General features: G+C 68.4%; 8 protein-coding genes. All 8 read right to left on the minus strand.

Annotation, left to right across the window (positions count from 1 at the left end; all coding sequences use genetic code 11):
- Positions 1–67: 67 nt before the first annotated feature.
- Positions 68–1,456, minus strand: a complete 1,389-nt coding sequence (locus PZE19_RS08205; protein ID WP_277860098.1) for an ammonium transporter — start codon at positions 1,454–1,456, stop codon at positions 68–70.
- Positions 1,457–1,729: 273 nt separating this feature from the next.
- Entirely contained in the window at positions 1,730–3,235 is a 1,506-nt protein-coding gene (locus tag PZE19_RS08210) for an outer membrane beta-barrel protein (RefSeq protein WP_277860099.1), read from the minus strand.
- 595 nt (positions 3,236–3,830) lie between these two features.
- Positions 3,831–5,303: a glutamate synthase subunit beta gene (locus tag PZE19_RS08215; RefSeq protein ID WP_277860100.1), complete on the minus strand. Its 1,473-nt coding sequence runs from the start codon at positions 5,301–5,303 to the stop codon at positions 3,831–3,833.
- A complete protein-coding gene (gene gltB / locus PZE19_RS08220) occupies positions 5,296–9,867 on the minus strand; it encodes a glutamate synthase large subunit (protein ID WP_277860101.1) in 4,572 nt (1,523 codons plus the stop codon). The genes PZE19_RS08215 and gltB overlap by 8 nt, the downstream gene beginning before the upstream one ends.
- Before the next feature lie 290 nt (positions 9,868–10,157).
- A complete protein-coding gene (locus PZE19_RS08225) occupies positions 10,158–11,117 on the minus strand; it encodes a LysR family transcriptional regulator (RefSeq protein ID WP_277860102.1) in 960 nt (319 codons plus the stop codon).
- Positions 11,118–11,317: 200 nt separating this feature from the next.
- On the minus strand, positions 11,318–11,965 hold the full coding sequence (locus PZE19_RS08230) for a flavoprotein (RefSeq protein WP_277860103.1): 648 nt from the start codon (positions 11,963–11,965) through the stop codon (positions 11,318–11,320).
- A gap of 39 nt (positions 11,966–12,004) precedes the next feature.
- On the minus strand, positions 12,005–12,244 hold the full coding sequence (locus PZE19_RS08235; protein WP_277860104.1) for a hypothetical protein: 240 nt from the start codon (positions 12,242–12,244) through the stop codon (positions 12,005–12,007).
- Positions 12,245–12,523: 279 nt separating this feature from the next.
- Positions 12,524–13,351: a restriction endonuclease gene (locus tag PZE19_RS08240; RefSeq protein ID WP_277860105.1), complete on the minus strand. Its 828-nt coding sequence runs from the start codon at positions 13,349–13,351 to the stop codon at positions 12,524–12,526.
- Positions 13,352–13,519 lie beyond the last annotated feature (168 nt).

Consider the following 13,519-nt stretch of genomic DNA (forward strand, 5'->3'; position numbering starts at 1 on the left):
ACGGGATCCCCGCCGGCTCGCGCCGAAGGGGATCCCGTTTCGAGATTCGATCAAGATCGGTCCGAGATCAGATGGTCGTGGTGACGAGCCCTTCCTCAAGCGCCACGGGGTCGTGGTGGGCCAGGCCGTTGAGGCGCCAGGCGGCCTCGCCGTGCTGGCTGATGTCCAGGCCCTTGCTCTCCTGTTCGTCCTCGACGCGGAGCGGGATGATCAGGTCGGTGAGCTTGTAGAGGATCAGCGAGCCGACGAACGCGAAGACGGCGACGATGACCAGGGCGATCATGTGGTACATGAAGGTCTTGGTCTCACCGTAGTACAGGCCGACGTCCTTGGCGAAGACGCCGGTTGCGATCATGCCGACGATGCCGCCGACGCCGTGGCAGGGGAAGACGTCGAGCGTGTCGTCGAGGGTCGACCGGGTCTTCATCGAGACGGCGAGATTCGAGACGACGCTGGCGACCAGGCCGATCACGATGCTGTCGCGGATGCTGACGAAGCCGGCGGCCGGCGTGATGGCCACCAGGCCGACGACGGCCCCGATGCAGGCCCCCATCGCCGAGGGCTTCTTGCCGCGCATCCAGTCGAAGAACACCCAGCCCAGCATCGCCACGGCCGAGGCCGTGTTGGTCGTCGCGAAAGCCAGGGTGGCGACCCCGTCGGCGGCGAGGGCCGAGCCGGCGTTGAAGCCGAACCAGCCGAACCACAGGAGGCCGGTGCCCAGCAGGACGTACGGGATGTTGGCCGGCTCGTGGGCCACCTTCTCGACGTGGGTCTTGCGGCGACCCAGGATCATCGCGCCGGCCAGGGCCGCGAAGCCCGCCGACATGTGGACGACGGTGCCGCCCGCGAAGTCCTTGACGCCCCACTTGTAGAACAGGCCGCCGGGATGCCAGGTCATGTGCGCCAGCGGCGAGTAGATGAACAGGCTGAACAGCACGATGAACAGCAGGTAGGCCGAGAAACGCACCCGCTCCGCGAACGAGCCGGTGATCAAGGCCGGCGTGATGATCGCGAATTTGAGCTGGAACATCGAGAAGAGCAGCAGCGGGATCGCCATTTTCTGGACGTCGTTGCCCGACCCGAGCACGACCGACCCGGTCGTGACGTTGTCGAACATGAAGAACGTCCGGGGGTCGCCGATGATCCCGTACCCGCCAACGTCTTCGCCGAAGGCCAGGCTGAAGCCGACGAACACCCAGAGGAGGCTGATCACGCCCAGCGCGATGACGCTCTGCAGCATCGTCGAGACGACGTTCTTGCTGCTGACCATGCCGCCGTAGAAGAAGGACAGACCGGGGGTCATCAACAGGACGAAGGCCGACGCCGTCAACATCCAGGCGACGTTGCCCGCATTGATCTCGTCACCGACGGGCAATTCCGTCCCCGGGTGGTAAGGGACCATGGCGAGCACCGCCAGGGCCACCAGGAGCAGAAAGGGACTGACTGCGCGTTTCATAAGCATGTCCTGCTAGAAGGAAGGCAAGGGGTGGTCTCAGGGCTTCGACGTCGTAGTCGGTCTTCGCCGAGCCAGGGTCCCGTGCGCGGATCGCAAGTCGTTTTGCAGTAGCAAGTTAAGCAAACGCTTGCGTGGGCTTCGCGACGACGGGAGGCAGCACGATGCGGGAATAGCAAAGGGGCGCATTGCAACCGGTGTGCCATGCGCCCCTTTCACGCCGCGACGGAGAGGACGTCGCGGCGGGATCGATATGTCAAACATCGTTTCCGGCGATCACCAGAGGATGATCGCGTCGACCGCCAGGGTGAGCTGGCTCTTGCGGGTGTCGTCGGTGTAGGCGTTGTGGTACTGCGACCAGTCGTAGCGGGCTTCGGGGCGGATCCAGAGGTTCGGGATGGGCTTGTAGATCATGCCCAGCGTCATCTCATAGAAGCGGTCGCCGACGAACTGGCCGTTGACGATCTTCTGCGTGCGCGCCCCCTGGGGGTCCCAGAAGACTTCCGAACGCCACACACCGGTCAGCTTGGGGCTGAGTTCGTAGAGGAACCAGTTGCCGTAGCTGAACCAGGTGGCGTCTCGGGGAGCGCCGTTGGCGCCGCCCGAGCCGAGGCCGGGGATCGACCGTTCCCAGGCCTGGTCGGTCTCCATGACCTGCGTGAGCCGATCGTTCCACTTGTGAGTGCCGACCCAGGTGAACAGGGTCCGGTCGTTCCGCCAGTAGCCCGGGTTCCGCAAGCCGGCGAGCGTCGGGATGTTCACGTAGCCGGTCGGGTAGATCTGCTGGCTGGCGGGAAGGAAGCTGGGGAACTGGTTGGGCCCCCAGACCGCGGTCATGGCGAGGGTGGTCTTGTCGTCCTGGCTGGTCCAGGAGAAGCCGCCCATGTAGCCCCACAGGTACCGCTCGTTGATCCAGCGGTCCCAGCCGTTGATGGCGCCGTTGTAGAGGTTGATCTTATCCGTCAGGTGGAGCGTCGTCATGACGCCCGTGTGGGTGAACGGTTGGCCGTAGTTGAACATGTAAGGCGTCGACAGGAGCGGGCGGGCGATCGCCGGCACCTGTTCGTAGCCGGCGAGCGTGTAAAATCGTCCGCCCTTGATGTCCAGGCCGCCCTCGGTCAGGAACGGCAGGTGGACTTCGCCGTAGAGCTGGGCCAGGTCGTAGCCGGGCTTGTTCAACGGAAATGCGTCGTTGAAGAGGCCCTGCATGTAGTTGAACTGCCAGTCGTGGCCGAACAGGTTGTCCACGCGGAAGCCGAAGTTGACGGTGTCGTCCTGCTCGAGCGGATTCTCGACGACGATGTAGTACTGGTTCCCCATCCACCAGTTGGCCTTGTGGTTGGGGTTCACGCCGAAGTTCTCGCCGCTCTTGCCGCGGCCGTTGGTGTTGCCGGTGTAGCTGTTCTGGATCCAGCCGTAGATCTTCACCGGGGAGTCTTCGAAGCCCAGGAGGTCCTGGAGGCGCTTCGGCTCGTCGGCCTTGTCCGCCTCGTCTTCGGCGGCCTCGGTGGCGGCCGTCTCGGTGGTCGGCTCGCCGCCGCCGATGCCGCGATCGGCGGCCGGGACCGCGAGGTCCGGCGAGCCGGGCGAGGTGCCCGCCCCGAAGGGATCCCGCCCGCCCACGCCGGCCGCGCCGGGGACCGTGGGGTCGGGGGGGACAGGCTGGCCGATCGCACCGGTCGGGGGCTCGCCGGCGCCGAGGGCGCGGTCGGCGGCCGGGACGGAGAGGTCCGGCGTGCCGGGGTCCTGGCGAACAAGACGCAGGCGGGGATCGCGAGGCACGGAACGATTCGCCGCGGGAGTCGTCGGGGCCGTCACGAGCGCGTCCTGCGCCCGCACTAGGCGATCCGGGCCTGCGGGGGCCGGGGCGGAGGCCGACGCCTTGCCCTTGCTCCAGCTGGAAGGATCGAAAAACTTACGATAGCGACTCGCCTTCGGCGAGGGGGAGGATCCGCCGACGTCCTGGGCCGAGACCGCCCCGGCCGTTGTTATCACGAAAACCGCCAGGCAGCACGCCCGCCGCCGGACGCCGCTTGAGAGACATAACTTCATGGGACCGATTTCCTCTCGATTTCGGGGACCTTACGCGGCCCGGGGGTCGTCCTTGACCCCTCCTTAACGGCCCTGTCGCGCATGCCGTTACGCAGGAATAATCGGATCATCCCGGATTCAACATGACCTAATTCATCGGATTCCCATCGAGCGATCCCAACGCGTCGAGCGAAGCGCCGGCTCCCCGACCCGTTGAATGAGAAGGCTTTAAGGAATACGGTTCGAAACGACGACGGCCCCGGCGGGCGACTTCGTGGTCGTCCCGCCGGGGCCGCGGATCGGCCTCGAGAGCGTTCGACGGGCGGCGGAGCCGCCCGCGTCGAAATCAGGCGAAAGGCCGCATGACGTTGCCGTGCTCCAGGGGCCGGGGCAGCTCGGTGGCGCCCATCAAGAACTCGTCGATCGTCGCCGCGGCGTGGCGGCCCTCGGCGATCGCCCACACGATCAGGCTCTGGCCCCGCGTCATGTCGCCGGCCGTGAAGACCTTGTCGACGCTCGTGCGGCGATCCGGGTCGCTCTTCACGTTCCCCATCGAATCCAGCTCGACGCCGAGTTGTTCCAGCAGGCCGCCGCGTTCGGGGCCGGCGAAGCCCATGGCGAGCAGGACGAGGTCGGCCGGGTAGACCTTCTCGGTCCCGGGGATCTCGGCGAAGCGGGGCCGACCGTTCTCGACGACCATCTCGACCCGGACGGTCTCGAGCGCCGTGACGCGGCCGTCCTCGCCCAGGAACCGCCGGGTGTTGATGGCGTACTCGCGGACGCCCCCCTCCTCGTGGGCCGAGGAGATCCGGAAGACGTTCGACCACTGGGGCCAGGGGTTCGTGGGCGTGCGGGTCTCGGGCGGGCGGGGGACGATCTCGAACTGGTGGACCGACTTGCATCCGTGGCGATGGGCCGTCCCCAGGCAGTCGGCCCCGGTGTCGCCGCCGCCGATGATGATGACGTGCTTATCCTTGGCCGTGAGCGAGCCCGTCTCCGGCACGTCGTCGCCGGCCACGCGCTGGTTCTGGGGGGTGAGGAAGTCCATGGCGAACAGGACGCCATCGAGGTCGCGGCCCTCGATCGGCAGGTTCCGGGCCTGGGTCGCTCCGCCGCAGAGGCAGACGGCGTCGAACTCGGCCAGCAGGGCGTCGGCCGCGACGTCGACGCCGACGTTCACGCCCGGCTTGAAGACGACCCCCTCGGCCTGCATCTGGTCGAGCCGGCGGTCGAGGTGGCGCTTCTCCATCTTGAAGTCGGGGATGCCGTACCGCAGCAGGCCGCCGATGCGGTCGGCCCGCTCGAAGAGCGTCACGTCGTGGCCGGCGCGGGCGAGCTGCTGGGCGCAGGCCAGGCCCGCCGGCCCGGAGCCGACGACCGCGACCGTCTTGCCGGTCTTGACCTTGGCCGGCTGGGGAGTCACCCAGCCCTCGTCCCAGGCCCGGTCGATGATCCCGACCTCGATCTGCTTGATCGTCACCGGGTCGTTGTTGATCCCCAGGACGCACGAGGCCTCGCACGGGGCCGGGCACAGCCGGCCGGTGAACTCCGGGAAGTTGTTGGTCTGGTGGAGGCGGTCGAGAGCCAGCCGCCACTGGTCGCGGTAGACCAGGTCGTTCCAGTCGGGGATCAGGTTGCCGAGAGGGCAGCCCTGGTGGCAGAAGGGGATCCCGCAGTCCATGCAGCGGGCGCCCTGCGACTTGAGCTTCTCCTCCGGGAAAGGGTCGTAGACCTCCAGATAGTCGTTCAGCCGCTGGGGGACGGGGCGCCGCGACGGCAGCTCCCGGGGGATCTCGATGAAGCCGCTCGGCTTACCCATGGGTCACCTCCATCTGCGCCTCGGCCTCTCCCACCTGCTCGGCGGCGGCCTTCTTACGTTCTTCGAGCACCCGGCGATAGTCGAGCGGCATGACCTTCACGAAGGCCTCGACGGCCCGGTCCCAATCGGAGAGCAACCGGGCGGCCACGGTGCTGTCGGTGTAGCCGGCGTGCTGGATCAACAGGTCGCGGATCAGTTCCGCGTCCTCCGAATCGACCTTCTCGAGCGCGACCATGGCGAGGTTGCAGCGCGACTCGAAGTCGCCGGCCTCGTCGAGCACGAAGGCGACGCCGCCGCTCATGCCGGCCGCGAAGTTCCGGCCGGTCCGGCCGATCACCACCGCGACGCCGCCGGTCATGTACTCGCAGCAGTGGTCCCCCGTGCCCTCGACGACCGTCAGCGCCCCGCTGTTGCGGACGCAGAAGCGTTCGCCGGCCCGGCCCCGGAAGAAGGCCCGGCCCGACGTGGCCCCGTACAGGGCCACGTTGCCGATCAGGACGTTCTCCTCGGCGACGTAGGTCGCCTCCTTCGGCGGATAGATGACGATCTTGCCGCCCGACAGGCCCTTGCCGACGTAGTCGTTCGAGTCGCCCTCGATCGTCAGGGTCATCCCGCTCGGGACGAAGGCCCCGAAGCTCTGGCCGGCGGAACCGTCGAACTTGATATTGATCGTGTCGTCGGGCAGGCCGCCGCCGCCGTATTTGCGGGTCACCTCGCTGCCGAGGATCGTGCCCACCGTGCGGTTGACGTTGCGGATCGGGAATTCGAGGCTCACCGCCTCGCCCCGCGCCAGGGCGGGCTCGCAGGCGGGGATCAGGGTCGTGACGTCGAGGGCGTCCTGGATGCCGTGGTCCTGCTCGCGGATCCGCCGGACCTGCACGTCGGGGCCGACGTCGGGGCGATAGAAGATCTTCGAGAAGTCGAGGCCCTGCGTCTTGTAGTGCTCCAGGGCCTTCTTCATGTCGAGCAGGTCGCTGCGGCCGACCATCTCGTCCACCGTCCGGAAGCCGAGCTTCGCCATCAGCTCGCGGACCTCCTGGGCGATGAAGTGGAAGAAATTGACGACGTGTTCGGCCTGGCCCCGGAACTTCTCGCGGAGCTTGGGATTCTGCGTGGCGATGCCGACCGGGCAGGTGTCGAGGTGGCAGACCCGCATCATGATGCAGCCCATCACGACCAGCGGGGCCGTCGCGAAGCCGTACTCCTCGGCCCCGAGCAGGGCCGCGATCACCACGTCGCGGCCGGTCTTGAGCTGGCCGTCGGTCTGGACGACGATCCGGTCGCGGAGCTTGTTCAGGACGAGCGTCTGCTGGGTCTCGGCCAGGCCCAGCTCCCACGGGGCGCCGGCGTGCTTGATCGACGTCAGCGGGCTGGCGCCGGTGCCGCCGTCGTGGCCGCTGATCAGGACGACGTCGCTGTGAGCCTTGGCCACGCCCGCCGCGACCGTGCCCACGCCGACCTCCGCCACGAGCTTGACGTTGATCCGGGCCCGGGGGTTGCTGTTCTTGAGGTCGTAGATGAGCTGGGCCAGGTCCTCGATCGAGTAGATGTCGTGGTGCGGCGGCGGGCTGATGAGGCCCACGCCGGGCGTCGAGAAGCGGACCTTGGCGATCCACGGCCAAACCTTGTGGCCGGGCAGCTGGCCGCCCTCGCCGGGCTTGGCGCCCTGCGCCATCTTGATCTGGATCTCGTCGGCGCTCACGAGGTATTCGCTGGTGACGCCGAACCGGCCCGAGGCGACCTGCTTGATCGCGGACCGCTTGCTGTCGCCGTTGGCCATCGGCTTGAACCGCTCGGGGTCCTCGCCCCCCTCACCCGTGTTCGACTTGCCGCCGAGGCGGTTCATCGCGATGGCCAGGGTCTCGTGGGCCTCGGCCGAGATCGAGCCGTAGCTCATCGCACCGGTGGCGAATCGCTTGACGATCTTCTCGACCGGCTCGACCTCCTCGATCGGGATCGGGGTGCGGTCGTCGAACCGGAAGGTGAAGAGGCCGCGGAGCGTGTTGAGCCGCTCGCTCTGCTCGTCGATCAGCCGGGTGTATTTCTGGAAGACGTCGAAGCGGCCGGCCTGGGTGGCGTGCTGGAGCCGGAAGACGGTCTCGGGGTTGAACAGGTGGAACTCGCCGTCGCGCCGCCACTGGTACTGGCCGCCCTCTTCGAGCGTGCCGTTGCCCAGCTCGCGGGGCGAGAAGGCGCGGGAGTGGTGTTCGAGAGTCTCGTGGGTCACCTCGTCGAGGCCGACGCCGCCGATCCGCGACGAGGTCTTGTCGAAGAAGTCGCGGACGAAGGCCTCGTTGAGGCCGATGGCCTCGAAGATCTGGGCCCCGCGGTAGCTCTGGATCGTGCTGATGCCCATCTTGGACATCACCTTGACGACCCCCTTCTTGATGGCCTTCTGGTAGCGGTGGACGGCCTCTTCGTGGTCGATCCCCTTGAGCACCTTCTGGCGGATCAGGTCGTACAGGGTCTCGAATGCGACGTAGGGGTTGATCGTGCCGGCGCCGTAGCCCAGCAGCAGGGCGAAGTGGTGGACCTCGCGGGCGTCGCCGCATTCGATCAGCAGGCCGGCGCGGGCGCGGAGCCCCTTGCGGACCAAGTGGTGGTGCAGCCCCGAACACGCCAGGAGCGAGGGGATCGGGGCCATCTCGGCGTTGACTCCCCGGTCCGAGAGGATCAGCAGGCTCGCCCCGCTCCGGATGGCCTCGCAGGCCAGTTCGAAGAGCTGATCGAGGGCCCGCCGCATGCCGGCGACCCCCTCGCTCGCGGTGAACAGCATGGGGAGCGTGACCGAGGTGAACCCCCGCCAGCCGTCGAGCTGCTTGAGGCGGGCCATCTCGTCGTTGTCGACGATCGGCATCTCGAGCGCGATCTGGCGGCACGAGTCGGGGGCCGGCTCCAGCAGGTTCTTCTCGCCGCCGGCGCCGGTGAAGACCGAGGTCACCAGCTCCTCGCGGATCGCGTCGAGCGGCGGGTTCGTCACCTGGGCGAAGAGCTGCTTGAAGTAGTTGAACAGGGGCTGGGCGCGGTCGGAGAGGACGGCCAGCGGGGCGTCGTTGCCCATCGAACCGATCGCCTCCTCGCCCTTCTCTCCCATCGGACCCACGATGTACTTGAGGTCCTCCAGCGTGTAGCCGAAGGCCTGCTGACGCTGGTGGAGCGTGCGGCGGTCGGGGCCGGGGACCATCGGGGCCGGCGGCAGGTCGGCGAGCGGGACCATGTACTCCTTGAGCCACTCGCCGTAAGGCTTGGCCGAGGCGATCTTATTCTTGAGCTCCTCGTCGCCGACGATCCGGCCCTGCTCCAGGTCGATCAGGAACATGCGGCCCGGCTCCAGCCGGCCCTTGGACTCGACGTCTTCGGGCGCGACCTCCAGGGCCCCGACCTCGGAGGCCATGATGACGCGGCCGTCCTTCGTGACGACGTAGCGGGTCGGCCGCAGGCCGTTGCGGTCGAGCGTCGCGCCGACGCACTTGCCGTCGGTGAAGACGACCGACGCCGGGCCGTCCCAGGGCTCCATCAGGCAGGAGTGGTAGGCGTAGAAGTCCTTCTTCACCTGGGACATCGACTCGTGGTTCTCCCAGGCCTCGGGGATGAGCATCATCATCGCATGGGCCAGGTCGTACCCCGAGCGGACCAGCAACTCGAGCGCGTGGTCGAGGCAGGCGGTGTCGCTGAGGCCCTCGCGGATGATCGGCCGGAGCTGTTCCAGGTCGCCGGGCTCGTACAGAGTCGACTCGAAGAGGGCCTCGCGGGCCCGCATCCAGTTGATGTTGCCGCGCAGGGTGTTGATCTCGCCGTTGTGCGAGATCAGCCGGTACGGGTGCGCCAGCTCCCAGCTCGGGAAGGTGTTGGTGCTGAACCGCGAGTGGAACATGCAGATCGCGCTGGTGAGGAGCGGATCGCGGAGGTCGTCGGCGTAATACTCCTCGACCTGCGAAGGCGTGAGCATCCCCTTATAGACGACGGTGCGGCAGGAGAGGCTCGGGAAGTAGAAGAACTTGCGGTCGTTGAGGCCCGACGCGATGATCTCGCTCTCGAACCGGTTGCGGATCACGTAGAGCTTGCGCTCGAAAGCGTCGCCGTCCTTGACGGCGGGCCCGCGGCCGATCATGGCGTGGTAGACGGCCGGCTCGACGGACTTCGCGCCGTCGCCGAGCGGGCCGTTATCGGTCGTCAGGCGACGCCAGCCGAGGAAGGCCTGGCCCTCGTCGGCGACGATCTCCTCGAAGAGGGTGCGGCCGAATTCCTGCTGGGCCGGGTCGGGCGAGGTGAAGAACGCGCCGACGCCGTAGCTCTCGGGCTCGCCGAGCTCGATCCCCAGGGGGGCGCAGCGTGCCTTCAGGAAGTCGTGGGGGATCTGGATCAGGATGCCGGCGCCGTCGCCCGTGTTGTTCTCGCAGCCGCAGGCGCCGCGGTGGTCGAGGTTGACCAGGGCCTTGAGGCCGTCGCGGACGATGGCGTGCGACTTCCGGCCCTTCATGTCGACGAGGAATCCCACGCCGCAACCGTCGTGTTCGTTCGTCGGATCGTAGAGACCCTGGGCGGGAGGGATCCCGTGTCGCATGGCGTTGGTCCTTCCAGGACTGGCGTTCACCTTACAAGAGAGCGGGAGTCGGTCTTTTCGGGCGCCCCGCATCGGGCGGGCGGCGACCGGGACCGGAATCTACAGGGTTTCTCAGGCGTCCGGAGGGGTGGTCCCTTCGCGTCCGCGGGGCCGGATCTTCGGCGTCCGGCGGGCTTCCGAGTCGTCGCCGGCGGCCCGGACGCGGATCGCGGCAAGCTCGGTCGGCCGCGCAGGAGGCGAAGAGCGTCGGGCCCGACGCCCTCGAATCCCGGCGTCCCGACCCGGGCTCGTCAGGAGGAGGAAGCCGCCGGGACCCGCCGGCCGGCCGCCGGGTCGGCGGCCTCGGGATCGCCGTCGCGGCCCGTGAGCAACTCCAGAAACCGCGAAGTCGTGATGTCCAGCTTCTCGTTGCGGCGGTGGATGATCGCCAGGGGCCGGGTCAGCCGGTGCTTCGGGTCCTGGCCGTCGATCGCCAGGGCCGCCAGCGTGCCGGCGCGAATCTCTTCGGCGACCGAGGGCTCGGGCAGGATCGCAACCCCCGCGGAGATCTCGACCGCGCGTTTGATGTTCTCGATGTTGTCGAACTCCAGCGCCACGTCGACGGCGACGTCGTGGCGACGCAGGAAGCGGTCGATGGCCTTGCGGATCGACAGCTCGGAGTCGAAACCCACGAGGGTCTCGCCGTCCAGCTCCCGCACGTGGACCGTCTCCCGGCGCGCGAACCGATGGCCGGGGGCGACGACCAGGACCATCGTCTCCTCGCGCCAGGGGATCACCGCCAGGTCGGGCCACTTCCGGGGGTAAGAGATCAGGCCCAACTCCACGTCGCCGCCGCTCACGCGCTCGACGACCTGGGTCGGGTGCAGGTATTCCAGCCGTACGCTCGCCTCGGGGTGGTGCTCCGCGAAGGTCTTGACGTATCGGCTCATGTGCAGCAGCCCCACGGAGTAGATCGCCGCCACCCCCACGGTGCCGGTCGCCCTCCGCTCGTCGCTCAGGGTCCGGATCCGATTCTCCAGCTCGAGGTAGCGCGCGACGAGATCCCTGCAGCCCTCGTAGTAGACCCTCCCCTCCTCCGTCAGGACCAGGGGCCGCTTCGAGCGGTCGATCAGCCGCACCCCCAGCCGGACTTCCAGCTGATGCACGGCCTGGCTCGCCGAGGACTGCGAAATCTTGTTCTCCGACGCGCCCCGAGAGAAGCTGGCCCAGCGCACCACGTCGCAGAAAATTTGGAGCGACTCGAACTGCATGCGTCTTCGCCTGCCCGCATTTCTCGATAGTATGCGCCGACCCGTATCGGATTTCGTAATAGTTAACGCTTCCCGAGCGTGGCGAGTCAAGACATTTTCCGGAAAACGCGCCAACGAACGGCCGCCGGGTCCGTAGAGGTCCGGGCCGGGCGTAAGTCTTTGCGCGACCGTCGATGTCGGGTCGAGGCGCGGCCGTCGGGTCACTCGGGAGGTGTCGAGCGCTCCGACCAGGCGCGCACGGCCTCGGCGATGTGGGCGACCTCGGCCATCGCCCCCAGGCCGACGTCGCCGCAGGCGAGCCGCTTCGACTGGGGGGGGACGAGGATGATCGCCGGGGCGTGGTGGGCGAAGAGGCCCTCGGCCGTCTCCAGCGACCACTCCGGGGGGACGTCGCGGCCGACCTGGTCGGACCAGAGCTGGGCCAGGTGGCGGGCGGTGGCGGGCTTCCGCCACATCAGCGTATTCATGGCCGGCGCCAGGACGACCGGCTTCTCGAAGTCCCAGGCGCGGAAGAGGCAGGAGAGGAGGTTGTCGCACAGCCCGAGCGCGAACTTGGCCAGGCTGTTGGCGTCGAGGGGCGCCACGACGAGCAGGTCGGCCCAGCGCCGAAGCTCGATGTGCAAGACGTCGTCGCCCCGCGCGTAACGGCCGCGGGGCCATTCATCGGCGTCGCGATGCAGGGTCGTCGCCGGCGGACCCGCGGGCAGCTCGGCCGGGTCGAAGAAGTACAGCGCGGGCTCCGTCGCCACGACGCGGACCTCGTGGCCCTGCGCGACGAGCGTCGCGCAGAGCGCGGGGATGCGCACGGCGGCCACAGAACCGGTCGTCCCGACGAGGATGCGTGCCATGGGCGCTCGGGGTCGAAGGAGGCTCGGCCCCGCCTGAGATCAGCGGTGGCCGGCGGAGAGGGGCTTGACCTCGGCGTTGACGGCGTCGACGAGGCGGTTCCAGATCGACCGCTGGAGCAGCTGCGTCTGGCGCTTCGAGAGCATCAGCCGCTCGGCCGCGCGCTCGGCGAGGATGGAGACGATCACCTTGACGTCCCCGTTGATGTGCCCCGTCAGGTCCTCGAACTCCGGGGGGAGGTCCAACGAACGCAGCGCGGGGATCTGGGTGCGCGGAACCATGATGAACCCTCCATGGCCAGGGGTGAACCGGGCTGTCGTCCAAGACGTCCTTGATGCAGAAACTACCCCGGGTCCCTCCCCCCGGTCAAGCAGCTGGTCCTCGGCCCTCCCCCACGGGGGATGCGACGATCGCTTCCATGGCCCGACATATCTAAGCAAGTCGGGCTTCGGATGGATCGCCGCGCGGCCGCCTGACGAATCATAGTCGCGAGCCCCGCGCGTTTCCATCGAAAACCGCGACCGTCCGCCGATCCGTCCCACGGCCTGCGCCCTCGCGTCTCAGAACCACGAAGGCTCCGGCTCCTTGCGAGCGCCGGGGCCGAGGGCCTGCGTGACCAGCTCGACGATTCTAGGGCCGTCGACCAGCTCGATGGGGTGGTCGGCGGAGAACTTCTCGGCCGCCAGCGAGAACGTGCTGGTGGTGACGAAATAGCCCTTGTGGGCGTGGGCGTGGTGCACCGAGCCCAGGAACTTCTGCAGCTCGGGCGAGCCCACGACGCCGCGCTTGTGGTACTTGCACTGGACGATCGCCAGCAGCCCGCCGCGGCGGAGGTGCAGGTCGATCCCCTCGTCGCCCGTGCCGCCGACCTGCGCGACCTCGTAGCCCATCGCCTCGAACAGCTCGCCGACGAACTCCTCGAAGGTCTCGGGCGAGAGCGTGGTGAGCTGCGCCAGCTTCAGCTCGGCGCGGCGGGCCTGGAGGCGGAGCCGCTCGGTCCGCTCCTTGTGGTCGCGGACCTCGTCGCGGAGCCGCGCGACCTCCCCCTCGTGGCAGACGCGCTCGGCGGCGTCGACCCGGGACAGGTAGCGTTCGATCTTGAAGAGCGCGTTCTCGATCGAGTTGTCGAGCCGGCCGCGTTCGGCCCGCGTGAGCTGGTTCTGGTAGCGCCGGAAGACGGCGAACTGGAGGTGCTCGACGGCCCCGGCCATCTCGGCCGCCGAGGTGATCGCGGGGGCTTCCTCCTGATAAGGCGCGGCCTTCCACAGGAGGCCCTGCCGAGCGGCCCCGGGGGCCGTCGCCGGGGCCGCGGCGAGTCCCCCCTCCGCGGCCCGCGCCCGGAGCCATTCCAGCATCGTCGCGGCGCATTGCGGTCCCAGACACTCCATCGCGGGCGGCCCTCCTCGGCTCGGCGTCGGCGTTCGCGCATGACCGGACGCGAACGCCCATACACCATTCTGCCCGCGAGGTCGCGGCGACGCCAGGGCCGGGCCGGCCTGGCTCGTTGACGCCCGGGCGGCCGCGTCGCAAGAATCGAGGGCGTCGGGCGATGCGCC

This window comes from Paludisphaera mucosa, assembly GCF_029589435.1.
Taxonomy (GTDB): Bacteria; Planctomycetota; Planctomycetia; order Isosphaerales; family Isosphaeraceae; genus Paludisphaera; species Paludisphaera mucosa.

What these genes read in the sequence shown, in the direction of transcription:
- PZE19_RS08205 (WP_277860098.1), bottom strand. Translation starts at nt 1,456, where the DNA reads ATGAAACGCGCAGTCAGTCCCTTTCTGCTCCTGGTGGCCCTGGCGGTG.
- PZE19_RS08235 (WP_277860104.1), bottom strand. Translation starts at nt 12,244, where the DNA reads ATGGTTCCGCGCACCCAGATCCCCGCGCTGCGTTCGTTGGACCTCCCC.
- PZE19_RS08215 (WP_277860100.1), bottom strand. Translation starts at nt 5,303, where the DNA reads ATGGGTAAGCCGAGCGGCTTCATCGAGATCCCCCGGGAGCTGCCGTCG.
- PZE19_RS08230 (WP_277860103.1), bottom strand. Translation starts at nt 11,965, where the DNA reads ATGGCACGCATCCTCGTCGGGACGACCGGTTCTGTGGCCGCCGTGCGC.
- gltB (WP_277860101.1), bottom strand. Translation starts at nt 9,867, where the DNA reads ATGCGACACGGGATCCCTCCCGCCCAGGGTCTCTACGATCCGACGAAC.
- PZE19_RS08225 (WP_277860102.1), bottom strand. Translation starts at nt 11,117, where the DNA reads ATGCAGTTCGAGTCGCTCCAAATTTTCTGCGACGTGGTGCGCTGGGCC.
- PZE19_RS08240 (WP_277860105.1), bottom strand. Translation starts at nt 13,351, where the DNA reads ATGGAGTGTCTGGGACCGCAATGCGCCGCGACGATGCTGGAATGGCTC.